The sequence below is a fragment of the Streptomyces sp. NPDC026062 genome (genome assembly GCF_055568375.1).
In genome coordinates, this window is record NZ_JBVHOQ010000021.1 from 1 (window position 1) to 24,011 (window position 24,011).

General features: G+C 71.1%; 19 protein-coding genes and 1 riboswitch. Of the genes, 14 read left to right on the top strand and 5 right to left on the bottom strand.

Annotated elements, in window-relative coordinates; all coding sequences use genetic code 11:
• Positions 1-716 precede the first annotated feature (716 nt).
• Positions 717-1,160 carry a DUF485 domain-containing protein gene (locus tag ACZ4LX_RS20115; RefSeq protein ID WP_467641691.1) on the top strand — a complete coding sequence of 148 codons (444 nt, stop codon included), beginning with the start codon at positions 717-719 and terminating at the stop codon, positions 1,158-1,160.
• Positions 1,157-2,749: a solute symporter family protein gene (locus ACZ4LX_RS20120; RefSeq protein WP_467641464.1), complete on the top strand. Its 1,593-nt coding sequence runs from the start codon at positions 1,157-1,159 to the stop codon at positions 2,747-2,749. The genes ACZ4LX_RS20115 and ACZ4LX_RS20120 overlap by 4 nt, the downstream gene beginning before the upstream one ends.
• 108 nt (positions 2,750-2,857) lie before the next feature.
• On the opposite strand, the gene ACZ4LX_RS20125 is transcribed toward ACZ4LX_RS20120, so the two are convergent.
• Entirely contained in the window at positions 2,858-3,220 is a 363-nt protein-coding gene (locus ACZ4LX_RS20125; protein ID WP_467641461.1) for a DoxX family protein, read from the bottom strand.
• 80 nt (positions 3,221-3,300) lie between these two features.
• Between ACZ4LX_RS20125 and ACZ4LX_RS20130 the strand changes: the two genes are divergently transcribed.
• Positions 3,301-3,708 (top strand): winged helix-turn-helix transcriptional regulator, encoded by a 408-nt coding sequence (locus ACZ4LX_RS20130; RefSeq protein WP_467641458.1) that lies wholly within the window; start codon positions 3,301-3,303, stop codon positions 3,706-3,708.
• Positions 3,709-3,962: 254 nt separating this feature from the next.
• On the opposite strand, the gene ACZ4LX_RS20135 is transcribed toward ACZ4LX_RS20130, so the two are convergent.
• A complete protein-coding gene (locus ACZ4LX_RS20135) occupies positions 3,963-4,565 on the bottom strand; it encodes a TetR/AcrR family transcriptional regulator (RefSeq protein WP_467641455.1) in 603 nt (200 codons plus the stop codon).
• Between the two features lie 84 nt (positions 4,566-4,649).
• Here ACZ4LX_RS20135 and ACZ4LX_RS20140 point away from each other — a divergent pair, with 84 nt between their 5' ends.
• Together ACZ4LX_RS20140 and ACZ4LX_RS20145 are read left to right on the top strand one after the other, a co-directional pair.
• Complete coding sequence (locus tag ACZ4LX_RS20140) at positions 4,650-5,495, top strand: SDR family oxidoreductase (RefSeq protein ID WP_467641452.1); 846 nt, start codon at positions 4,650-4,652, stop codon at positions 5,493-5,495.
• A gap of 491 nt (positions 5,496-5,986) precedes the next feature.
• A complete protein-coding gene (locus tag ACZ4LX_RS20145; protein ID WP_467641449.1) occupies positions 5,987-7,006 on the top strand; it encodes a LacI family DNA-binding transcriptional regulator in 1,020 nt (339 codons plus the stop codon).
• Between the two features lie 29 nt (positions 7,007-7,035).
• Here the strand turns inward: ACZ4LX_RS20145 and ACZ4LX_RS20150 are convergent, their stop codons facing one another.
• A complete protein-coding gene (locus ACZ4LX_RS20150; protein WP_467641446.1) occupies positions 7,036-8,373 on the bottom strand; it encodes a citrate/2-methylcitrate synthase in 1,338 nt (445 codons plus the stop codon).
• Between the two features lie 114 nt (positions 8,374-8,487).
• On the opposite strand from ACZ4LX_RS20150, the gene ACZ4LX_RS20155 reads away from it, so the two are divergent.
• Entirely contained in the window at positions 8,488-9,648 is a 1,161-nt protein-coding gene (locus tag ACZ4LX_RS20155) for a citrate synthase (RefSeq protein WP_467641443.1), read from the top strand.
• A gap of 22 nt (positions 9,649-9,670) precedes the next feature.
• Positions 9,671-10,774 (top strand): CobW family GTP-binding protein, encoded by a 1,104-nt coding sequence (locus ACZ4LX_RS20160; RefSeq protein WP_467641440.1) that lies wholly within the window; start codon positions 9,671-9,673, stop codon positions 10,772-10,774.
• Positions 10,775-10,798: 24 nt separating this feature from the next.
• On the opposite strand, the gene ACZ4LX_RS20165 is transcribed toward ACZ4LX_RS20160, so the two are convergent.
• Positions 10,799-13,249, bottom strand: a complete 2,451-nt coding sequence (locus ACZ4LX_RS20165; protein ID WP_467641437.1) for a DNA gyrase/topoisomerase IV subunit A — start codon at positions 13,247-13,249, stop codon at positions 10,799-10,801.
• A gap of 247 nt (positions 13,250-13,496) precedes the next feature.
• Here ACZ4LX_RS20165 and ACZ4LX_RS20170 point away from each other — a divergent pair, with 247 nt between their 5' ends.
• The 4 genes from ACZ4LX_RS20170 (at position 13,497) to ACZ4LX_RS20185 (ending at position 18,447) form a co-directional block, all read left to right on the top strand.
• On the top strand, positions 13,497-14,870 hold the full coding sequence (locus ACZ4LX_RS20170; protein ID WP_467641435.1) for a M16 family metallopeptidase: 1,374 nt from the start codon (positions 13,497-13,499) through the stop codon (positions 14,868-14,870).
• A gap of 26 nt (positions 14,871-14,896) precedes the next feature.
• Positions 14,897-16,279, top strand: a complete 1,383-nt coding sequence (locus tag ACZ4LX_RS20175; protein ID WP_467641688.1) for a M16 family metallopeptidase — start codon at positions 14,897-14,899, stop codon at positions 16,277-16,279.
• A gap of 216 nt (positions 16,280-16,495) precedes the next feature.
• Positions 16,496-16,662: riboswitch (cyclic di-AMP (ydaO/yuaA leader) on the top strand.
• A 13-nt stretch (positions 16,663-16,675) separates the two neighbouring features.
• Positions 16,676-17,512: a M23 family metallopeptidase gene (locus tag ACZ4LX_RS20180; RefSeq protein ID WP_467641432.1), complete on the top strand. Its 837-nt coding sequence runs from the start codon at positions 16,676-16,678 to the stop codon at positions 17,510-17,512.
• 227 nt (positions 17,513-17,739) lie between these two features.
• Complete coding sequence (locus tag ACZ4LX_RS20185) at positions 17,740-18,447, top strand: GntR family transcriptional regulator (RefSeq protein WP_467641429.1); 708 nt, start codon at positions 17,740-17,742, stop codon at positions 18,445-18,447.
• A gap of 213 nt (positions 18,448-18,660) precedes the next feature.
• Here the strand turns inward: ACZ4LX_RS20185 and ACZ4LX_RS20190 are convergent, their stop codons facing one another.
• A complete protein-coding gene (locus tag ACZ4LX_RS20190) occupies positions 18,661-18,942 on the bottom strand; it encodes an HPr family phosphocarrier protein (protein ID WP_467641426.1) in 282 nt (93 codons plus the stop codon).
• A 173-nt stretch (positions 18,943-19,115) separates the two neighbouring features.
• Here ACZ4LX_RS20190 and ACZ4LX_RS20195 point away from each other — a divergent pair, with 173 nt between their 5' ends.
• The 3 genes from ACZ4LX_RS20195 (at position 19,116) to ACZ4LX_RS20205 (ending at position 23,972) form a co-directional block, all read left to right on the top strand.
• Positions 19,116-22,070, top strand: a complete 2,955-nt coding sequence (locus ACZ4LX_RS20195; RefSeq protein ID WP_467641423.1) for a bifunctional acetate--CoA ligase family protein/GNAT family N-acetyltransferase — start codon at positions 19,116-19,118, stop codon at positions 22,068-22,070.
• Between the two features lie 118 nt (positions 22,071-22,188).
• On the top strand, positions 22,189-22,785 hold the full coding sequence (locus tag ACZ4LX_RS20200; RefSeq protein WP_385279928.1) for a DUF5998 family protein: 597 nt from the start codon (positions 22,189-22,191) through the stop codon (positions 22,783-22,785).
• The gene (locus ACZ4LX_RS20205; protein ID WP_467641420.1) at positions 22,785-23,972 is read left to right on the top strand and encodes an alkaline phosphatase family protein; all 1,188 of its coding nucleotides are present in this window, start codon (positions 22,785-22,787) and stop codon (positions 23,970-23,972) included. The genes ACZ4LX_RS20200 and ACZ4LX_RS20205 overlap by 1 nt, the downstream gene beginning before the upstream one ends.
• Positions 23,973-24,011 lie beyond the last annotated feature (39 nt).

Genomic DNA, 24,011 nt, shown 5'->3' on the forward strand with positions numbered 1-24,011 from the left:
TTTATTAAAACACCAGCGCGGGGCCACGGGGGCCCGGCGCGCCATTCGAGTTTTGCGCCACACCCGTCCCCGCAACCCCGGCGCCCCTCGGTTTTGCCCCCCCCGGGGGGGGGGGGCACAACGGCTCTCTTTGCGCTCCGGCCGTGAGCCGGTCCGCCGAGCGGGCGGGATCCGAGTTTCCGAGCGCCCGGCTTCGCGGAACCTCCGGGTGCCCGGGGCCGGGCCCGTCCATGTCCTGGTGATCACCGTGGTCCTCGCTTCGTGGCCGCCGGTCCGTGCCCGGCACGGCAGCTCCCGGTGACTGTCGCCGGGGGAGGGCCTGCCGCCCTGTGTGGCCCTGTGCGGCCCTGCGTGGCCCTGTGCGGGCCCGCGGTGGCGCCGGGCGTACCCATCAGCGATCGCGCTCCGGCGGCGGCGCTCGCAGCCGCCTCGCCCGTGTGCTGCGGTGTGCACGTACGGCAGACCGATGAGGTGCCGCAGCCGCGCTGCCGACGGCGTGCCTTCCTGTACCCGGACCGGGCCTGGGCGGTTCGTTGTGCGCATGTTCGAGGGTTTGCGCACTCACCCGGTCCATCCTTCACCTGAAGAGGTGAAGTCCGGAGAATGAAGTGCCGGGGATCTTTCCGATCTGCTCATTCTTGGATACGCGGCCGAAGTGGTCCGCGAACAAGGGGAGTTGTTCAGTGGAGAAGGAAGCAGGGCGCGAGGCCGCAGGGTTGTGGCTCGACGACCCGTGGTACGACGCACTGGCCTCCGGATGGGGGGAACCGGACGGCACAGGGAGCTTCGCGCCCGCCGAAGCACCCGGCCCCGCCATACCCGGGAGCGGCCGAGGCGCGGCGGAGATCTATCTGGAGGTGCGGCGCAGTGAGGCCTTCCAGGAAGTGCGCCGGCGGTACCGGAGGTTCGTCGTTCCCGCCACCCTCGCCTTCCTCGCCTGGTACCTCGCCTACGTCGTCACAGCGGTCACCGCACCCGGTCTGATGGCCCGTCCGGTTGCCGGGGCGGTCAACGCCGCCATGGTCGCGGGACTGGGGCAGTTCCTCACCACGTTCCTGCTCACCGGGGCGTACGCACGGCATGCGCGGCTGCGCAGGGACCGGGCAGCGCTCGATCTGCGCTGGGACACCCAGGAGATGACGCGGGGGATCGGGCGTTGAGCGGGAACCATCAGAGCCTGGCGCTCCTGCTGTTCAGCGTCTTCATCGCCGTCACCCTGGGCATCACCACCTGGGTGAGCCGCAACCGGCAGGGTTCGGCCGAGGAGTTCTACGCGGGCGGGCGCCTTTTCTCCCCCATGGAGAACGGTTTCGCCATCGCCGGTGACTACATGTCGGCCGCGTCGTTCCTCGGTATCTCCGGAGTGATCGCCCTCTATGGCTACGACGGCATGCTCTACTCGGTCGGCTTCCTGGTCGCCTGGCTCGTCGTTCTGCTCCTGATCGCGGAACTCGTGCGCAACTGCGGGCGGTTCACCCTCGCCGACGTGGTGGCGGCCCGGATGGCGGAGCGTCCCGTCCGGATCGCGGCCGGGACCTCGTCCGTCACCGTCTCCGTGCTCTACCTCGTGGCGCAGATGGTGGGGGCGGGCAGTCTTGTCGCTCTGCTCCTCGGCGGCACGAGCGGCGCCGCGCGGTCGTGGACGGTCATCGGGGTCGGGGCGCTCATGGTGGTCTACGTGTCGTTCGGAGGAATGCGCGCCACCACCTGGATCCAGATCGTCAAAGCCGTCCTGCTGATGGCGGGCACCGTGGTGCTCACCGTGCTCGTCCTGGTCCACTTCCACGGAAACTTCAACGAGTTGCTCAACTCCGCCGCCGACCGCAGTGGATACCGCAAGGAGTTCCTGGCTCCAGGGCTGCGTTACGGCGGGAGCTGGACGGCGCGTGTCGACTTCATCAGCCTGGGGCTGGCCCTGGTGCTCGGTACGGCGGGCCTTCCGCACATCCTGTCGCGCTTCTACACCGTGCCCACGGCCCGTGCCGCCCGCCGTTCGGTCGTCTGGTCCATCGGACTCATCGGTGGCTTCTACCTGATGACGATCGTGCTCGGCTTCGGGGCCGCGGCGCTGGTCGGCTCGGCGGAGGTGCGGGCGTCGAACTCCGCGGGGAACACGGCCGTTCCGCTGCTCGCCCTGGTCCTCGGCGGCGGCGAGGGTTCGACAGGGGGAACGATTCTGTTCGCCGTGGTCGCCGCGGTGGCCTTCGCGACCATCCTTGCCGTAGTCGCCGGCATCACCCTGGCCTCGTCCGCGTCCGTCGCCCACGACCTCTACGCCTCGTTCAGGCGGCCGGGATCCCGGCAGTACAGCGAAGTCGCCGTGGCCCGGGTCGCCGCGGCCGGGATCGGGGTGGCCGCCATCGGGCTGGGGCTGCTCGCCCAGGACCTGAACGTGGCCTTCCTGGTGGGCCTGGCCTTCGCGGTCGCCGCTTCGGCGAACCTGCCCGTGCTGCTCTTCTCGCTGTTCTGGCGGAAGTTCACCACTCGGGGGGCGGTCTGCTCGGTCTACGGCGGTCTGATCCCCGCCGTCCTGCTCGTTCTGCTCTCCCCGGTCGTCTCGGGCAGCCCCACCTCGCTGTTCCCCGGGGTTGACTTCCAGTTCTTCCCGCTGGAGAACCCCGGTCTTGTCTCCATCCCGCTGGGCTTCCTGGCCGGCTGGATCGGCACGGTCACCTCGGCCGGTCCGCCCGACGAGGCCAAGCACGCGGAGACCGAGGTGCGTGCGCTGACAGGAGCCGGAGCGGTGTGACAGGTCAGGACCGGTCCTGACCTGTCACACCGTGTGGCTCCGGTCGCGCGGCTCCGGACCGGTCGTACTGCCCCGGACCGCACCGGCCCCCAGGGTTCAGTCGACCCTTCACCAGGCTGTGGCGAGCCACACCGTCACCGCGGCGAGAACGACGAGGGCAGCGTTCAGGCCGGTCTCCCCGACCTCGCCCCGTGACAGGTGCAGCGCCGCGGCCGGCACCTGGAGCACAAGCAGGCCGACCGCTGCCGCCATCGCGAGGACGGGCGCGATTCCCGTGAGCGGCGGCAGCACCAGACCGGCGGCGCCAAGGATCTCGACGACGCCGATGACCCGGACCAGCCGCATCGGGACGGTGTCGACCCAGCCCATCATGGGCGCCAGGTGCTCCTGGCTCTGAACGGCCTTCTTGCCGCCCGCGTACAGATAGAAGGCTGCCAGGAGCCCGGCGACGATCCAGTAGGCGATCTCCATCCAGTCCTCCTTCATGGTTACGACTTGTAAGCAGGCACATGATGGGTGACGATCGGCACGCCTGCAAAAGGCACACGGGTGTGCGTGACGAACAGGGGGAGCCGATGTCGAAGTACCGTCACAGCTGCCTCATCCGAGGTGACGGAGGCCGGGCCGTTCGCGCGATCCTCGACCGCATCGGCGACAAATGGACGCTGCTGGTGGTCGCCACCCTCGACGGCGAGCGCATGCGCTTCACCGAGCTTCAGCAGCGCATCCCCGGCATTTCGCAGCGCATGCTGACCCGCACGGTCCGGCACCTGGAGCGTGACGGTCTGGTGTCCCGCACGGTCTTCCCGGAGGTCCCGCCGCGGGTCGAGTACGAACTCACCGCGAGGGGACGCACCCTGATCGAGCCCGCGGTGAAGCTGGCCGAGTGGGCCGTCGACAACAACCCGGGTATCGAGCTGAGTCAGACGGCCTACGACGCGGAGCATCCCCGGGCGTAGGGGGACCGGGCCCACGGGGCCCGCTCCGACCGTGGCGAGAGTGCCGGCTGCCCTGTGCGCCTGGGTATCCGTCAGGCAGCCGGCGTCCTTCGAGGTGTGGGCTGCGTCGGTCCGCGCGACGCGGATGCGGGCTTCCTCGTTGATCCGCGCGACGTGGGGTTCGTCGGCAGTGGCCAGGACCTCGGTCAGTGAACCGCTCCCGTCCCGCCGGATTCCGCTCTGCGCCATGGCAGGCACACCGCCCGGTTGCTGGGTCAGGTGGTCCGGTCCGAGGCGTCGAGGGAGTCGAGCCAGTGGAGGAGGCGAGCACCCTGGCGGGCCATGATCTCCGGGTCGCGGAGGGCGTTGGCCAGGAGCGACATGCCTTGGTAGGCGGAGACGAGGGTGACGGCGAGGTCGTCCGGGTCGGGTAGGCCCAAGGCGCGGAACTGGTGTCCGGTCCACTCCAGCAGGCGCCTGATCACTGTTCCGGCCTCCGCGTCGAGGGTGCCGTCGGCTCGTTTGTCGAGTTCGACGGCGAGGGTGCCGGTGGGGCAGCCGTAGCGGGCTGCGACTTCACGCCGGCCGATCCATGCCTCGATCAGGGCCTTGAGGCGGTCGCGCGGGTCGGGCAGCTGGTCCAGACGGCCGGTGAGCTCGTCCAGGTGCGCGCTGTGCTCGGAGAGCGCCGCCAGGACCAGCTCATCCTTGGTCTTGAAGTAGTAGTAGACGTTGCCGACGGGAACGTCGGCCGCGCGCGCGATGTCGGCGAGGGTGGTGCGCTCGACGCCCTGCTCGTGCAGGACCCGGGCCGCTTCGGTCGTGAGCCGGCGGCGCTTGTCGGCCGAACGGGCCCGGGACTTCGTTGAGTCAGTCACCCAACTCACTATAGACAACGGGCCGTGGAGCCGTGCTACGGTCCCCGAGTAAGTCAGTCAACTAACTTATTCGGGGAGATCGTCATGATCGTGGTGACAGGCGCAACCGGCAACATCGGACGGACCTTGGTGCCCCTGCTGGCCGAGAAGGGGGAGGACGTCGTGGCCGTCTCGCGACGCCCGCGGTCCGATGGGCTCCCGATCGGCGTCCGGCATGCCCAGGCCGATGTCGGGGACAGTGCGAGCATGCGCCCCGTTCTCGACGGGGCCGACGCCTTCTTCCTTCTGCTGGGCGGCGAGCTCAACGGGTACGGCGAAAGCCCGAATGCCCTGATCGGTGCGGCAGCGGACGCCGGGGTCAAACGGATCGTCCTGGTCTCCTCCCAGATCAACGCCACCCGCCCGAAGGCCCTTTCGCACACCCGTCTGCGTGCCTTCGAGGCCGCCGTGCGCACCTCCGGAGCCGACTTCACGATCCTGCGTCCGGGCGGATTCGCCTCCAACGCCCTCGCCTGGGCCGAGCCCGTGCGTGCGGAGCGCACCATCTCTGCCCCGTTCGGCGATGTGGCTCTGCCCGTCGTCGACCCGGCCGACATTGCCGCCGTCGCCGCGGCCGCGCTGCATGAAGACGGACACGCGGGCCGTACGTACGAACTGACCGGACCCGAGGCCATCAGTCCGCGCTTGCAGGCCGCGGTGATCTCCCGGAACCTCGGCATGGGCGTCGCCTTCGTGGAACTCTCCCGCGACCAGGCCCACGCCCGCATGGCGCGGTTCATGCCCGAGGAAGTCATCGACGGAACCCTGGACATCCTCGGCGCTCCGCTGCCGGCCGAGCAGGCGATCAGCTCCGATGTGGAGAACGTCCTCGGCCGTCCGGCCAGGCCCTTCGGTGAGTGGGTCGCCCGCAACCTGCCGGTCTTCCAGTAGAACCTGTGCCGGGCGCACGGAAGGCAATGTGTGCCCGGTGCGGGCGTTCTGTCGGTCGGACCGGAGGCAGGGGGCGGCCGGAAGCGTGGCGTCGGCTGCGCCTCCTGCGCGCTCGGGCTGGGGGGTGGTCGCCTCGCACGCGCTCAGGCGGCGAGCGCACCGGAACTGCCCTCACCCAACGGGTCCGGACACCGCGCACCGACGTTTGCGGCTGGTGACGACAGCATTCCTGCCGGTGCCCCGAGCAGGGCGCTGAAGGGTGCCGGAAAGGGGACGGTGGCTAGTACGGTGACGCCGGGTGCGATCGCCGCCGCATCGGCAGGACCTGCGAGAAGGCGCGCCGGGGCCTGCCGGGATGGCGCGGCCTCCCTGCGGGGGCCGGCGGGGCGCTCATCCCGGAGGCGGTGGTGAGCATTCCGGCGCTTCCCGGAATTCGCCTTGTTTCCAGATCCACGCAATCCGCTTGCGTTTCTTGCGCTAATCTTGCGCACATGACGCGACGACTTGCCCAGGTGGCGCAGAAGGTTGGGGTCAGCGAAGCCACGGTCAGCCGGGTACTCAACGGCAAACCGGGCGTTTCCGACGCCACGCGGCAGGCCGTCCTGTCCGCACTGGACGTCCTCGGCTACGAGCGCCCGACCCAGCTGCGCGGTGAACGGGCCCGGCTGGTCGGGCTGGTCCTGCCCGAGCTGCAGAACCCGATCTTCCCCGCCTTCGCGGAGGTGGTCGGCGGTGCGCTCGCGCAGCAGGGGCTGACGCCGGTGCTCTGCACCCAGACCAAGGGCGGGGTCTCCGAGGCGGACTACGTCGAGCTGCTTCTGCAGCAGCAGGTCTCGGGTGTGGTCTTCGCGGGTGGGCTCTATGCCCAGGCCGACGCCCCGCACGACCACTACAAGGTGCTGGCCGATCGTAGGATCCCGGTCGTCCTGATCAACGCGGGCATCGCCCACCTCGGCTTCCCCTGCGTCTCCTGCGACGACTCCGTGGCCGTCGAGCAGGCCTGGCGCCACCTGGTCTCGCTGGGGCACGAGCGCATCGGTCTGGTGCTCGGCCCCTCGGACCACATGCCCTCGCAGCGCAAGCTGACCGCGGCCCGGACGCTTGCCGAGGCGTCCGGTGCCACCATCCCGGACGCATGGGTGTCCAGGGCGATGTTCTCGCTGGAGGGCGGTCAGGCGGCCGCCATGAGGCTGCTGGACGAGGGGGTCACCGGCTTCATCTGTGCCAGTGACCCCCTCGCCCTGGGGGCGGTCCGCGCCGCGCGCCGCCGGGGTCTCTCGGTCCCCGAGGACGTCTCCGTGGTCGGGTACGACGACTCGGCGTTCATGAACTGCACCGAGCCGCCGCTCACCACCGTCCGCCAGCCGATCGAGGCCATGGGGCGGGCCGCCGTCGAACTCCTCTCCGTGCAGATCGGAGGCCGTACGGTGCCGTCCGACGAGCTGCTGTTCGAGCCGGAGCTGGTGGTGCGGGGTTCGACGGCCCAGCCTCCGCGCAGCGCTTCCCGCTGACCGTCACAATTTTGCGCTGCGGTAACCGCCTATTGCGAGACGGCCGTGGGCAGCGGCTGGGGAGGCCGCGGGCCGGTGTACTGCCCGCTGGGACGCATCCGCAGCGGCCGCTCCGCGTACTCCTCCAGGGCGTGCGCGATCCAGCCCGCCGTACGCGAGATCGCGAACACCGTCTCTCCTGTCTCCGCGGCCATGCCCGAGGAGACGGAGAAGACGGCGAGCGCCAGGTCCACATTGGCGTGCAGCGGGGTAGGGCGGGCGGTCGTGGCGACGACGTCACGGGCGGCTGCGAGGGCGGGCGCCGCCTGCGGGATCTCGGCCAGCAGATCGAAAAGGGTGCGGGCCCGAGGGTCCTCGCCGGTGTAGAGCCGGTGCCCGAGACCCGGTACCCGGCGTCCGGTGCGCAGGTGGTCCGCGATCACCGGAGCGGCCCCGCCCCGCTCCAGGACCTCCGTCAGCATGCGGTGCGCCAGCCCGCTCGCGGCACCGTGCAGAGGGCCCTCAAGTACGCCGAGCCCCGCCGAGACCACGGCGTACGGATGGGCGTGGGCGGAGGCGGCGACGCGCGCTGCCAGAGTGGAGGCGGCCAGATCGTGGTCGATCAGCAGCCCGAGCGCGGTGTCCAGTACGGCCAGTGACGCCTCGTCGGCCGCGCGGCCGGTGAGCTTCGGCCACAACTGACGTGCCAGACGGCGCGGAGCCGTCCCGTCCGTCGCCGCCGTGCCGTCCGTCGACCCGTCATCCGCCGCCGCCCCGCAGTCCGCCGCCCCGTCGTCTTCCCCGACCGGCGGCAGCGCCGCGACCAGCGTCGGGATCAGGCTTCGGGCGCCGCCGAGCACCGCCTCGCGCGACAGGTCGAAGCGCAGCGGGTCTGCCGCGGCCGCCGCGACCACGGCCACCCGCAGCCGGTCCGTCGAACCGCAGTGCGGCGGCAGCGCGCCGACTGCCCTGCGGGCCGCGGTGAGCGCTTCGGCGGGCGCGGTGAAGCGGACGCCGGGTCGCAGTTCCCCGGTCCAGAGCCACTCCGCGATCTCCTCGTACGAATGGCGCCGGGCCAGCTCCGTGGCATCCACGCCACGGTAGAAGTACCGGTCGTTCCCGATCAGCGTGATGCCGGTGGGGAAGGCCGGCATGCCGGCCGGGGGTGTCGGCTCTCTGCGTCCCGTACGCCGTGCCAGGGCATCGACCTCCGCCGCGTCGAACGTGCTTCCGCGCCCGCCCGGGGCGCGGCTGCTGCTGAGCTGGCCCCGGCTCACGTACGCGTACACCGTCTCGGGCTTCACGCCCAGCCGTTCGGCGGTCTCGCGCGTGGTGAGCCGCTGTGCGGAGGGTTCGGTGAGTCCGGCCCCACCTGCTTGATCCGTCATGGTGTCCACCGTATCTATATTGATTCAATCAATGTTGACAGATCTTCTGTCAAGCATGGACAGTCGAATCAATATCTGCATCACCGGAATGTTCCGCATGTCCAGGAGGAAGCAATGACGATCACCACCGACGGCACCCCGCTCGAAGCCCCCCGGGGCCTCGCGGGTGTCGTCGTCACCGATACCGCCCTCGGAGACGTCCGGGGCCGCGAGGGCTTCTACCACTACCGGCAGTACTCGGCGATCGAACTGGCGCAGAACCGCAGCTTCGAGGACGTCTGGTACCTGATGACCGAGGGGGAGCTGCCCGGTCCGGCGGCCCGAGCCGACTTCGCCGCCCGCACCGCCGGGCCGCGCCGGCTGCCCGCCGAGGTCCGTGACGCGCTGCCCGCCATAGCTCGCGCGGGCGCCGCGGCCGGTCCGCTCGCGGGGCTGCGCACGGCGCTTTCCCTGCTCGGCGCCTCGGCCGGATTCCGTCCGGTGTACGACATCGACGCGGAGCGGCGCCGCAGCGATGCCCTGACCGCGTGCGCCGCCGTCCCCACCGTGCTGACCGCCCTGTACCGGCTGGGCCAGGGGCTCGAACCGGTGGAGCCGCGTGACGACCTGCCCCATGCGGCCAACTACCTCTACATGCTGACCGGTTCCGTACCGGAGGACGACCGGGTCAGGGCCGTGGAGCAGTACCTGATCTCCACCGTCGACCATGGTTTCAACGCCTCGACCTTCACCGGACGCGTCGTCGCCTCCACCGGGGCGGACGTCGCAGCCTGTCTGGTGGCCGCCGTCGGCGCACTCTCGGGGCCGCTGCACGGCGGTGCCCCCAGCCGCGCACTCGACACCCTGGACGCCATCGGCACCCCCGACCGCATCGACGGCTGGATCCGTGAGCGCGTGCTCGCCGGCGACCGGATCATGGGCTTCGGACACCCCGTCTACCGCACCGAGGACCCGCGTTCGCGCATGCTGAGGTCCATTGCCCAGGGCTTCGGCGGCCCGCTCGTGGACTTCGCCGTCGAGGTGGAACGCCAGGTCGAGGCGATCCTCGCCGAACTCAAGCCGGGGCGCGAACTCCACACCAACGTGGAGTTCTACGCCGGAGTGGTCATGGAGCTGTGCGGGCTGCCACGCGAGATGTTCACCCCGACCTTCTGCGCGGCGCGGGTCGTCGGCTGGAGCGCCAATATCCTGGAGCAGGCGGAGGACTCGAAGATCATCCGCCCGGCGGCCCGCTACGTCGGCCCGCCCCCGCCCCAGCCGGTCCCGGCCGTGTGACACCGCAGGAAGGCCCTCCCCGTTGAACGCGTCGCCCCCGCCCCGCGCCAGGCAGATCCCCGTCGTCGTCCTCGCGGGATTCCTGGGATCCGGCAAGACGACGCTGCTCAACCACCTCCTGCGCCACCGCGCGGGAAACCGCATCGGCGTGATCGTCAACGACTTCGGGTCCATCGAGATCGACGCCATGACCGTCTCCGGGCAGGTCGGCTCGACGGTCTCGCTGGGCGGCGGCTGTCTGTGCTGCGCGGTCGACGCGAGCGAACTCGACACCTACCTGGAGACCCTCACCCGGCCCGCCGCCCGCCTCGACGTGATCGTCATCGAGGCGAGCGGGCTCGCCGAGCCCCAGGAACTCGTACGGATGCTCCTGGCCAGCGACAACCCGCACATCGTGTACGGGGGACTGGTCGAGGTGGTCGACGCCGCCGAGTTCTCCGCGACCCGGGAGCGGCACCCGGAGATCGACCGCCATCTCGCCGTCGCCGACCTCGTCGTGCTGAACAAGACGGACCGGGCCGGGACGGAGGAGCAGGCTCGCATCGGGGAGGCCATCGCGGCGACCGGCAACGTCGCGGCCGTCGTTCCCGCCACCTACGGACGCGTCGACCCGGAGCTGCTGTTCGATCCGGCACTGCGGCCCGACAGCGAGGAGAAGGCGCGCCAGCTCACCTTCGAGGACCTGTACCTGGAGGAGCGTGCGCGGGAGACCGGCGAGGAGCACGGGGCCCATCCGCACACGGCGTACGAGAGCGTCGACTTCACCTCCGACGTTCCGATGGACCCCCGCAGGCTGATGGAGTTCCTCGACTCCCGGCCCGGGGGCCTCTACCGGATCAAGGGCCACATCGACTTCGGCGCGGGCGATGCGGACAACTCCTACACGGTGCACGCCGTCGGCAGGTTCCTGCGGTTCACTCCCCGGCCCTGGACACGGGGTGAGGCCCGGCTCACCCGGCTCGTCCTGATCGGTTCCGGCATCGACGTCCAGGCCGTGCGCAAGGAGCTGGAGAACTGCCGCACGCGGGGGGACCGGGGGCCGGAAACGACGCAGGACGCCGCACACGAGCGAGCCATGTGGGGCGTCCTGCGGTACGTGCAACAGCCCGGCGACGACGACGCATAGCGCCGAAACCGCCGGGCCGCAGGCCTACACGGGGCCGGCGATCACGGCGACCGGGTTCTCCAGCGGTGTCCCCGAGCCGTCGCGCCGGGGATCGGGCTCGGGCAGCGTGGCCGGTGTGCCGTTCTTCTGCGCGGCCCGGGCCGGGGTCTCACCCGCCCAGCCGAACACCAGCATGTCCTCGCCCTTGAGGAACCGATGGCAGCGCACCCCGCCGGTGGCGCGGCCCTTGCGCGGGTACTGGTCGAACGGGGTGAGCTTGCACGTCAGCACCGAATCGTCCAGCGTGCCGTGCGATCCCGCGACCGTGAACACCACGGCGTCCGCCGCCGGATCCACCGCGGCGAACGAGAGCACCTCCGCCCCCGCGGCGAGCTTGATGCCCGCCATACCGCCGGCCGGACGCCCCTGCGGGCGCACCTGCGCCGCCGGGTAGCGCAGCAACTGCGCGTCCGAGGTGATGAAGACCAGGTCCTCCTCGCCGGTACGCAGCTCCGCCGCACCGACGATGCGGTCGCCGTCCTTGAGGGTGATGACTTCCAGCTCGTCCTTGTTGGCGGGATAGTCCGGCACCACGCGCTTCACGACGCCCTGCAGGGTGCCGATCGCCAGCCCCGGTGAGGACTCGTCGAGCGTGGTCAGGCAGACGACCTCCTCGTCCGCCTCCAGCGTGAGGAACTCCCCGACCATGGCCCCGCCCGACAGGCTGGGCGCCGTGTGGGTGTCCGGCAGCTGCGGCAGATCGATCACCGCGAGCCGCAGCAGCCGCCCGGCGGACGTCACCACGCCGACATCGCCGCGTGCCGTGGCCGGCACCGCCGACACGATCACGTCGTGCTTGGCACGCTTGGCGTCCTCGGCGATGACGATCGGATCGTCGTTGGCCGTACGCGCCAGCAGACCGGTGGAGGACAGCAGCACCCGGCACGGGTCGTCCGCCACCTCCAGCGGCACCGAGGCGACCTGCGAACCGGCCGACTCGAGCAGCACCGTGCGCCGGTCGGTGCCGAACTTCTTCGCGACCAGCGCCAGTTCCGAGGAGACGAGCCTGCGCAGCTCGGCGTCGGATTCCAGGATCGAGGTCAGCGCGGCGATCTCGGCGTCGAGCCGGTCGCGCTCGCTCTCCAGCTCGATCCGGTCGAACCGGGTCAGCCGGCGCAGCGGGGTGTCCAGGATGTACTGGGTCTGGACCTCGCTCAGGGAGAAGTGCTCGATGAGCCGCTCCTTGGCCTGCGCCGAGTTGTCGCTGGAACGGATGAGGCGGATGACCTCGTCGATGTCGATCAGGGCGATCAGAAGGCCCTCGACCAGGTGCAGCCGGTTGCGGCGCTTGGTCCGGCGGAACTCGCTGCGCCGGCGCACCACGTCGAAGCGGTGGTCGAGGTAGACCTCCAGCAGCTCCTTGAGGCCCAGCGTGAGGGGCTGCCCGTCGACCAGTGCCACGTTGTTGATGCCGAAGGACTCCTCCATCGGCGTCAGCTTGTAGAGCTGTTCGAGGACGGCCTCCGGGACGAAGCCGTTCTTGATCTCGATGACCAGGCGCAGGCCGTGCGAGCGGTCGGTGAGGTCCTTGACGTCGGCGATGCCCTGGAGCTTCTTCGCCGAGACCAGGTCCTTGATCTTGGAGATCACCTTCTCCGGGCCGACGGTGAAGGGCAGTTCGGTGACGACCAGGCCCTTGCGGCGCGCGGTGACGTTCTCCACGGCGACGGTGGAGCGGATCTTGAACGAGCCGCGGCCGGCCGCGTAGGCGTCCTTGATGCCCCCGAGGCCCACGATCCGCCCGCCCGTCGGCAGGTCCGGACCGGGGACGAACCGCATCAGGGTCTCCAGGTCGGCGCCCGGGTGCTTGATGAGGTGGCGGGCGGCGGCGATGACCTCGCCCAGGTTGTGCGGCGGCATGTTGGTCGCCATGCCGACCGCGATCCCGGTCGCGCCGTTTACCAGGAGGTTCGGATAGGCGGCCGGAAGGACGACCGGCTCCTGCTCCTGGCCGTCGTAGTTCGACTGGAAGGCGACGGTCTCCTCGTCGATCGACTCCGTCATCAACGACGTCGCGTCGGCCATCCGGCATTCGGTGTACCGCATGGCGGCCGGCGGGTCGTCATTGCCGAGCGAGCCGAAGTTCCCGTGTCCGTCGACGAGGGGGAGCCGCATGGAGAACGGCTGCGCCATCCGCACCAGCGCGTCGTAGATCGACGCGTCTCCGTGCGGGTGCAACTTGCCCATGACCTCGCCGACCACGCGGGCGCACTTGACGAAGCCGCGGTCCGGGCGCAGGCCCATCTCGTTCATCTGGTAGACGATGCGGCGGTGCACGGGCTTCATGCCGTCACGGGCGTCGGGAAGGGCCCGTGAGTAGATCACCGAGTACGCGTACTCGAGGAAGGAGCCCTGCATTTCGTCGACGACGTCGATGTCGAGGATCTTCTCCTCGAAGTCGACCGGCGGCGGGGTCTTCGTGCTGCGGCGGGCCATCGCTGCTGCGACTCCTTCACGGATTTTGTTCGGGCAACCTCAGGTTCTGACGCGCACCATTGTGGACCGCCCCACTGACAACCCGGACCTCGACCCGTCCCAAAGGGTGTTCTCCACCCGTCCCGAAGCGGCCGGGACGCTCTTTCCCGCGAACTTTCACGACACGGGAACTTCGCCAGGTGTCGGTGCGCTTGCTTACAGTGGCAGGTCTCGCACCAAATCCAGTATCGCGATCGAAGGGACGTACATGCCCATGGGTCACACGGCCACAGCCCAGGCCGGCTCCGGCGGCTTGACAGCGACCGAGCACCGTCTGGCCAACGGCCTGCGCGTGGTGCTCTCCGAGGACCATCTGACCCCGGTCGCCGCGGTGTGCCTCTGGTACGACGTCGGTTCGCGCCACGAGGTCGAGGGGCGCACCGGTCTTGCTCACCTCTTCGAGCACCTGATGTTCCAGGGATCCGGCCAGGTCAAGGGGAACGGACACTTCGAGCTGGTGCAGGGCGCCGGCGGCTCCCTCAACGGGACCACCAGCTTCGAGCGGACCAACTACTTCGAGACGATGCCCACGCACCAGCTGGAACTCGCCCTGTGGCTGGAGGCGGACCGGATGGGCTCGCTGCTCGCCGCGCTCGACGAGGAGTCCATGGAGAACCAGCGTGACGTCGTCAAGAACGAGCGCCGTCAGCGCTACGACAACGTCCCGTACGGCACCGCGTTCGAGAAGCTGACCGCGCTGGCCTACCCGGAGGGCCACCCGTACCACCACACCCCGATCGGCTCGATGGCCGACCTGGACGCCGCGACGCTCGAAGACGCGCGGACCTTCTTCCGTACGTACTACGCGCCGAACAACGCGGTGCTGTCCGTCGTCGGTGACATCGACCCCGAGCAGACGCTCGCCTGGATCGAGAAGTACTTCGGCACCATCCCGGCGCATGACGGCAAGCAGCCGCCGCGCGACGGAGCGCTTCCGGAGATCATCGGCGGTCAGCTGCGCGAGGAGGTCCGCGAAGAGGTCCCGGCGCGTGCGCTGATGGCCGCCTACCGGCTGCCCCACGACGGCACCCGTGAGTGCGACGCCGCCGACCTCGCGCTGACGGTGCTGGGCGGTGGCGAGTCGTCCCGTCTGCACAACCGCCTGGTCCGCCGGGACCGGACGGCCGTCGCGGCCGGATTCGGGCTGCTGCGGCTCGCGGGTGCGCCCTCGCTCGGCTGGCTGGACGTCAAGACGTCCGGTGGTGTCGAGGTGGCGCAGATCGAGACCGCGGTCGACGAGGAGCTGGCCCGGTTCGCCGAGGAAGGCCCCACGCCCGAGGAAATGGAGCGCGCTCAGGCCCAGTTGGAGCGTGAGTGGCTGGACCGTCTCGGTACGGTCGCGGGCCGGGCCGACGAACTGTGCCGGTTCGCCGTGCTGTTCGGTGACCCGCAGCTCGCCCTGACCGCCGTGCACCGGGTGCTCGACGTGACGGCGGAGGAGGTCAAGGCCGCCGCCAAGGCCCAGCTGCGGCCCGACAACCGGGCGGTGCTGGTCTACGAGCCGGTCGAGCCCGCCGATGCCGCCGACGAGGCGGACGCAGCCGACACCGACACCGACGCGCACGAAGGAGCGGACAAGTGACCGACGCTGCCGCGACTGGAGTTTCGATGCAGTACCACCCGCAGCCCGCCCCCGGCGCGGCCAGGCCCTGGGCCTTCCCCGCACCGGAGCGCGGCTCCCTGCCCAACGGCCTCACGGTCCTGCGCTGCCAGCGCCCCGGCCAGCAGGTCGTCGCCGTGGAGATCTTCCTCGACGCCCCGCTGGACGCCGAGCCGGAGGGCCTCGACGGGGTCGCCACGATCATGTCGCGCGCTCTGTCCGAGGGCACCGACAAACAGAGCGCCGAGGAGTTCGCCGCCGAGCTGGAGCGCTGCGGCGCCACGCTGGACGCCCACGCCGACCACCCGGGGGTCAGGGTCTCGCTGGAGGTTCCGGCCTCCCGGCTGGCCAAGGCGCTCGGCCTGGTCGCAGAGGCCCTGCGGGCACCGGCCTTCGCCGACAGCGAGATCGAGCGGCTGGTGAACAACCGGCTCGACGAGATCCCGCACGAGCAGGCCAATCCGGCCCGGCGCGCGGCGAAACAGCTCTCCAAGGAGCTCTTCCCGGCCACCGCCCGCATGTCGCGCCCGCGCCTGGGCACCGAGGAGACCGTGGAGCGGATCGACTCGGCGGCCGTGCGCGCCTTCTACGACGCCCACGTCCGCCCGTCCACCGCGACGGCCGTGGTCGTCGGCGACCTCACGGGCATCGACCTGGACGGGCTGCTCGCGGACACCCTCGGCGACTGGTCGGGCAACACCGCGGAGCCCCGCCCCGTCCCGCCGATCACCGCCGACGACACGGGCCGTGTGGTGATCGTGGACCGCCCCGGCGCCGTGCAGACGCAGCTGCTGATCGGCCGCATCGGCGCCGACCGCCACGACAGCGTCTGGCCGGCGCAGGTTCTCGGCACGTACTGCCTGGGCGGCACGCTCACCTCCCGTCTCGACCGGGTGCTGCGCGAGGAGAAGGGCTACACCTACGGCGTACGGGCCTTCGCCCAGGTGCTGCGCTCCTCTGCCCCGGACTCCGTCTCCGGGGCGACGGGCGCCGCCATGCTCGCCATCAGCGGCTCCGTGGACACGGAGTCCACCGGTCCGGCGCTGGAGGACCTGTGGAAGGTGCTGCGGACCCTGGCGGCCGAAGGGCTGACGGACGCCGAGCGCGAGACGGCCGTGCAGAACCTCGTGGGCGTCGCCCCGCTGAAGTTCGAGACGGCGGCCTCGGTCGCCGGCACCCTCGCCGACCAGGTCGAGCAGCATCTCCCGGACGACTACCAGGCACACCTGTACGCACGCCTCGCGGATACCGGCACGGTCGAGGCGACCGCGGCCGTGGTCAATGCCTTCCCGCAGGACCGTCTGGTCACGGTCCTGGTCGGCGACGCCGCGCAGATCGCCGATCCGGTCAGGGCCCTCGGCATCGGTGAGGTTTCGGTCGTGACCGGCTGAGCGAAACAGTCAATTCGCCCCATGTCTGGGCAAAAGGAAGGTCCTGATGGAGAGATCTCCGTCAGGACCTTCCTTTTTGTCTGTTTTGTGGGAGAGGTTGCCTGTCTGCCCTGTGGGATGTGCGACAAATCGGCCTGTCCGTTTGGTGGGGGGAAGCGCCCCCGTCTAGCGTCGGCTGCGCTGTCCGCCACTCGTATGCCGCATCCGCGACGTACCGGGCAGCCATCGCCGAGTCCCCGTCAGGCGCGAGCCTGGGGAGCCGGGGACCCACGCAGTCCCTGGGGTGAATCGGATGCCCGCGCCTCGCACGAGGCAGGGGATCCGTAGGAGACCTTCCTGCTCCGAACCCGTCAGCTAACCCGGTAGGCGAGAAGGAAGGAAAGGATCAGCCACTTCATGGCGTTCACCCGTGCCACCGGGAAGCACCGTGCCCCGGGCCGTCTGACGCGCAGCGGCGCGAAGGCCGTCGGCATCGCGACCCTGGCCACCACCGGCGTCATCGGCGGACTGGCCTCCCCGGCCCTCGCCGCGGAATCCGGGGCCCCCGCCGCCGGTGAGACCGGCCTCACGCAGGTTCTCGCCATCGAGAACGTCCTCGCCGAACGGATCGAGGCACAGGCGGACGCGCAGCAGCGTCAGGCCGACGCCGCCGAGAAGAAGGCCGAGGCGGCCAAGAAGAAGGCCGAAGCGAAGAAGAAGGCGGAGGCCAGGGCGAAGGCCGCCGCGAAGGCGAAGGCGGCAGTGAAGGCGAAGGCCGCCGCCCGTGCCGAGGCGGCTCGCGAGGCGAAGGCCCGTGCCGCCCGCTCCGCCGAGCGCGCCCGGCTCGGTTCCTTCCAGCTCCCCGTCGCCGGTTCGTACGTGAGCACCGGCTACAAGTCCAGCGGTTCGCTCTGGTCCTCCGGCAGCCACTCCGGCATCGACTTCCACGCCGCGTCCGGCAGCTCCGTCGTCGCCGTCGGCGCCGGTACGGTCGTCGAGGCGGGCTGGGGTGGCGCGTACGGCAACAACATCGTGCTGCGGATGACGGACGGCACGTACACCCAGTACGGCCACCTCTCCTCGATCGGTGTGTCCGTCGGCCAGAGCGTCGGCGCCGGACAGCGGATCGGCCTCTCCGGCTCCACCGGCAACTCGACCGGCCCGCACCTGCACTTCGAGGCCCGCTCCACTCCCTCGTACGGCTCCGACATGGACCCGGTCGCCTACCTGCGCGCCCACGGGGTCGCCGTCTGACCGGACGGAAGACACCACGAAGGCCCCGGCACCTCGCCGGGGCCTTCGTCGTGTCCGCGCGCCGCACCGGTCCGGGGCGTTCCGTACCTGCCGTTCCCGAACGGCAGGTGGCCAGAAGATATTCATGAATTTCCACCCGCCGTCGGAAATTCGACCGCATTGCAATAGAGTCGCAGGACAGGCGTCGATCGGCCGCGTTTCGCGGGGATTAAGGCGGAGGTTCGGACATGCGCATTCCGGCGCATTCGGTATGCACGGCAATCCGTGAAGACATCGTCTCGGGTGTCTTCGAGCGCGGCAGCCGACTCACCGAGGAGGTGCTCGCGCGTCGTTACGGGGTCTCCCGCGTCCCGGTGCGGGAGGCGCTGCGCACTCTGGAGTCCGAGGGGTTCGTGGTCACCCGCAGGCATGCCGGGGCCTGCGTCGCCGAGCCCACCGAGCAGGAGGCCGCCGACCTCCTGGAGGTCCGGACGCTTCTGGAACCGCTCGGTGCGGCGCGGGCCGCCCACCGCCGCACGGACGCACACCTCAAGGTGCTGCGCGGCCTGGTCAGGCTGGGCCAGGAGCGTGCCCGCAAGGGGGAGGGCGACGACCTGCGCTCCCTGGGCGGCTGGTTCCACGAGACGCTGGCGCAGGCATCCGGCAGTCCCGGTCTGATCGCGATGCTCACCCAGCTGCGGCACAAGACCGCCTGGATGTACGTGGTCGAGCAGCCGGCCCGGCCGGCCGATTCATGGGCCGAGCACGGGGCGATCGTGGATGCCGTGGCGCGCGGTGACGCGGAGCGGGCGAGGAGCCTGGCCGCCCAGCATGCCGAGCGGGCCATCGGCGCGTACCGGCTGCGCCGCCCCGGGCGGCCGGGCGCCGTCACGGCCCGCCCCGGCCGGGTGAGGACATCGCAACATGCCGTAAACACGCCGAGTGGCCGGCATTAACAATTACGCCGTATACAAGGAATGGGTATTCTGCGGGGCTTCCTTTCTGTTGTCCGGATCATTGAATTCATCGGAATCTCCGGGTGATGGAAACGGCGGTCGTGTCCGCCTTCGGGTGGGGCCGGATCTCTTCGGGTAAACGAAAGAGCCGCGGCACCCGGTGGAGGGGGCTGCGGCTCTTTCCTGAACGCGGGCGGTCGTGACCCGTGCGGATCAGACGGTCTCCGGGAGCTCGTCGAGCCCCTCGGCGACCAGCTTGGACAGGCGGTCCAGAGCGGCTTCGGCGTTGTCTGCGTCGGACGCGAGGATGATCTCCTCGCCGCCCTGTGCGCCGAGCCCGAGCACGGCGAGCATGGAGGCCGCGTTCACCGGGTTGCCGTCGGCCTTGGCGATGGTCACGGGGATGCCGGAAGCCGTGGCGGCACGGACGAAGATCGAAGCGGGGCGGGCGTGCAGGCCTTCGGCCCAACCGACATTGACGCGGCGCTCAGCCATGGTTCTGCCCTTCACGAATCAATAGTTGTCTAGACCAGTCTCTCATGCAGTGCGCGGTGCTCCGGCCGACTCGCGGGCCTTGCTCCGCCCGCCCCGTACCGTAGCCCGGCCATCCTCAGACTGCCCCGGCCCCGGCCCCTACGCGACCGCTGGCGGAGCCGTAGGCTTTGCCCATGCAGCCCCCTCCGGAGCAGAGTCCGCATCACGCCTACCCCGGTCACTGGGAGGCGGACGTGGTGCTCCGCGACGGTGGCACCGCCCGCATCAGGCCGATCACCACGGATGATGCCGACCGGCTGGTCAGCTTCTACGAGCAGGTCTCCGACGAGTCGAAGTACTACCGCTTCTTCGCCCCCTACCCCCGGCTCTCCGCCAAGGACGTCCACCGCTTCACCCATCACGACTACGTCGACCGGGTGGGACTGGCCGTCACGGTGGGCGGCGAGTTCATCGCCACCGTCCGCTACGACCGGATCAACGCGCAGGGCAGGCCCGCCTCGGCCCCGGCCGACGAGGCCGAGGTCGCCTTCCTCGTCCAGGACGCCCACCAGGGCCGCGGAGTCGCCTCGGCCCTGCTCGAACACATCGCGGCCGTCGCCCGCGAACGCGGCATCCGGCGCTTCGCCGCCGAGGTGCTGCCCGCCAACAACAAGATGATCAAGGTGTTCCGGGATGCCGGATACACCCAGCAGCGCAGCTTCGAGGACGGCTCCGTCCACCTCACCCTGGACCTCGAACCGACCGCCGAGTCGCTGGCCGTCCAGCGCGCCCGGGAACACCGGGCCGAAGCCCGTTCCGTGCAGCGGCTGCTCGCCCCCGGTTCCGTCGCCGTGATCGGCGCGGGCCGCACCCCCGGCGGCGTGGGCCGTACGGTCCTGCGCAACCTCCTGGGCGCCGGCTTCACCGGCCGTACCTACGCCGTGAACAGCGCCTTCGCCGCCGACCGGACCACGCTCGACGGCGTTCCCGCCCACCGCTCCCTCGGCGAGATCGGTGAACCCGTCGACCTCGCCGTCGTCGCCGTACCCGCCCACCGGGTCCCGGAGGCCGTCGCGGACTGCGGCGAACACGGCGTCCAGGGGCTCGTGGTCCTCTCCGCCGGATACGCGGAGTGGGGCGCCGAAGGGCGCGAACGCCAGCGCGAACTCGTGCGGCAGGCCCGTTCCTACGGCATGCGGATCATCGGCCCGAACGCCTTCGGCGTCATCAACAACTCCGAGGCCGTCCGGCTCAACGCCTCCCTCGCCCCCGAACGGCCCGCCTCCGGGCGCATCGGCCTCTTCACCCAGTCGGGCGCCATCGGCATCGCGCTCCTCTCGGGCCTCTACCGGCGCGGCGCGGGGCTCTCCACCTTCATCTCGGCCGGCAACCGCGCCGACATCTCGGGCAACGACTTCCTGCAGTACTGGTACGAGGACCCGGACACCGACGTCGCCCTGCTGTACCTGGAATCGCTCGGCAACCCGCGCAAGTTCACCCGCCTCGCCCGGCGGATCGCCGCGGTCAAGCCGGTGGTCGTCGTGAAGGGCGCCCGGCACAGCGGCTCCACCCCGCCCGGCCACGCGGTTCCCGTCAGCCGGATCCCCGACGCGACGGTCTCCGCCCTGATGCGGCAGGCCGGCGTGATCCGCGTCGACACGGTGACCGAGATGGTCGACGCGGGCCTGCTCCTGGCCGACCAGCCGCTCCCCGCCGGCGGGCGGATCGCGATCCTCGGCAACTCGGAGTCCCTGGGCCTGCTCACCTACGACGCCTGCCTGGCGGAGAGGCTGCGCCCGCGCCCGCCCATCGACCTGACCACGGCCGCCACCCCGCAGGACTTCAGGGACGCGCTGGCCGAGGCGCTGGCCGACGACGGCTGCGACGCGGTCGTCGTGACGGCGATCCCGTGGGTGGGGGAGAACGGTGAGTCGGAGTCGGGCGACGGGGAGGTCCTGGCGACCGCCCTGCACGCGGCAGCCGCCGCCGGACCGGCGAAGCCGGTGGCCGTGGTCCATGTGGAGATCGGCGGCCTGGCGGAGGCCTTGGCCGCCGCGACCAGCACGGTGGCGCAGCGGCGTCCGGGACCGTCGTCACCGGTGCGCCCGGCCGGGACCGCGTCCGGCCCCCGGCCGGCCGGGGCCGCCTCCGGCCCTGCTCCCGGCACCGGGGCCGACACCCCGGCTCCGGGCCCCGGAGCCACCGGAGCCACCGGAACCCCCGGCACCGCCCCCAGTGACCCCGCCCCCGACCCCGAAGCCCCGCGTGCCGTCGGCCGGATTCCCGCATACCCCGCCGCCGAGCGGGCGGTCCGGGCGCTCGCCGAAGCCGTGCGGTACGCCCAGTGGCGACGCCAGGCCGCCGTCCCCGGAAAGGTGCCCGAGTTCCTCGACGACACCATCGACGAGCCGGCTGCGGCGGCCCTCATCGACACCCTGCTCGGCCCGGACCCCGATCCGCGCGGAAGGCCCCTGGAGCACGACGAGGCCCGCGAACTCCTCGCCTGCTACGGCATCACCGTCCGGCCCACCCTCCCGGCCCCCGGTCCGCAGGAGGCGGTGGACGCGGCGGCGCGGCTCGGCTACCCCGTGGCGCTGAAGACCACCGCGCCTCATCTGCGGCACCGGGCCGACCTCGGCGGAGTCCGCCTGGACCTTGCCGGCGAGAGCGCGCTGCTCCGGGCCTACGGCGAACTGACCGACCTGCTCGGCAAGCCCGCCGAGCTCCGGCCCGTGGTGCAGTCGATGGCCCCGCGCGGCGTCGACACCGTGGTGCGGGCCTCCATCGACCCGGCGGCCGGCGCCGTCCTCTCCTTCGGTCTGGCGGGGGCACCCTCCGAACTTCTCGGCGACACCGCGCACCGCCTGGTGCCCGCCACCGACCGCGACGCCGCCGAGCTGATCCGGTCCATCCGGGCGGCCCCGGTCCTCTTCGGGTGGCGCGGCGCCGCGCCGGTGGACACCGCCGCCCTGGAGGAGCTGCTGCTGCGGGTCTCCCGGCTCGTCGACGACCATCCCGAGGTCGTCTCCATCGCCCTGGAACCGGTCGTGGTCGCCACCCAAGGCCTCACCGTCCTCGGAGCGAGCGTCCGCCTCTCGCCGCCCCCGGCCCGTACCGACCTCGGCCCCCGCCGACTGTCCAACTACTGACGCGCGCGCCGTCCCCCGCTCCCTCCGTCCGGCTGCTGAGGCACGCCGCTCCCCGCTCTGCCGGGCAGCGGCGACGGACCGTCCCCGGCAGCCATCAGCCCCCCGTAGGATGGTGCGTATGGCTAAGACCGGTACGACGACCCAGGGGCTGCGCGCGGCGATCGAGCGCAGCGGCTACTACCCGGCCCTCGTGGCCGAGGCGGTGGAGGCCGCCGTGGGCGGTGAGCCGGTCGCCTCGTACCTGGTGCACCAGGAGACGACCTTCGACTCCAACGAGGTGCGCAGGCACGTCACGGTGCTGGTGCTCACGGACACCCGTTTCATCGTCAGCCACACCGACGAGCAGAACGCCGACACCAGCTCCCCGACCCCCTACGCCACCACCTCCACCGAGTCGGTCAAGCTCGACCGGATCTCCTCGGTCGTGGTCAGCCGGGTCGTGGCCAACCCGGAGAAGTACGTCCCGGGCACGCTGCCCCGCGAGGTCGTGCTGACCATCGGCTGGGGTGCCGTCTCCCGGATCGACCTGGAGCCCGCCGCCTGCGGCGACCCCAACTGCGAGGCCGACCACGGCTACACCGGCAGCTCCACCGCCGACGACCTGAGCCTGCGGGTCAGCGAGGCCGGCGACGGCCCCGACACCGTGCGCCAGACCCTCGCGTTCGCCCAGGCGCTCTCCGAGGCCACGGCTGTGACCCCGGCGGCCGGCCGCTGATGGTCCAGCCGGCCTGGCAGGACCCGGTACTGCTGCCTGTCGACACCGCTCCGCTCCCGGAGTACGGCAGCGGCTCGCTCGCCGACCTGCTCCCCACCCTTGTCGCGGGACAGGGCGTCCCCGGCTTCACGGCGGCGATGCCCGAGCTCACCCCCGCCGACCGCAACTGTGTCTTCCTGATCGACGGCCTCGGCTGGGAGCAGATCAAGGCGCACCCGGACGAGGCACCGTTCCTGCACTCCCTCCTGCCTACGTCGCGCGGCGGCACGGGCCGCCCGGTCACCGCGGGATTCCCGTCCACCACCGCGACCTCGCTGGCCTCGGTCGGCACCGGGCTCCCGCCGGGCGAACACGGCCTGCCCGGCTACACGGCCCGCAATCCGGAGACCGGCGAGCTGATGAACCAGCTCCGCTGGAGGCCCTGGACCCCGCCGAAGGCCTGGCAGCCGTACCCCACCGTCTTCCAGCTGGCCGACGCGGCCGGAGTGCGGACCGCACAGGTCTCCGCGCCCGCCTTCGAGCAGACCCCGCTGACCAAGGTCGCACTCAGCGGCGGCTCGTTCCTCGGGCGGCTCACCGGTGAGGAACGGATGGACGTCGCCGCCGAACGGCTGGCCGTCGGTGACCGGTCCCTCGTCTACACGTACTACAGCGAGGTCGACGGCAAGGGCCACCGCTTCGGTGTCGACTCCGACGCCTGGCGCGGCCAGCTGATGTACGTCGACGGACTGGCCCGGCGCCTGGCCGAGCAGCTCCCGCCGCGCTCGGCGCTGTACATCACCGCCGACCACGGAATGATCGACATCCCGTTCGACGAACAGTCGAGGATCGACTTCGACGAGGACTGGGAGCTGCGCGCCGGTGTCGCCCTGCTCGGCGGCGAGGGCCGCGCCCGTCACGTCTACGCGGTCCCCGGCGCCGAGGCCGATGTGCTGACCGTCTGGCGCGAGGTCCTGGGCGAGCAGTTCTGGGTGGCGAGCCGTGACGAGGCGATCGAGGCGGGCTGGTTCGGCCCGCGGGTCGACGAGCGGGTGCTCGGCAGGATCGGCGACGTGGTCGCGGCCGCCCACGACGACGTGGTGATCACCGCATCGGTCAACGAGCCGCACGAGTCCGCGATGGTCGGCATGCACGGCTCGATGACCCCCGTCGAGCAGCTTGTCCCGCTCCTCGAAGTACGTACCTAGACCTCACCGCCCGCTCCACCCTCCTTCCCCCGTTCCGAA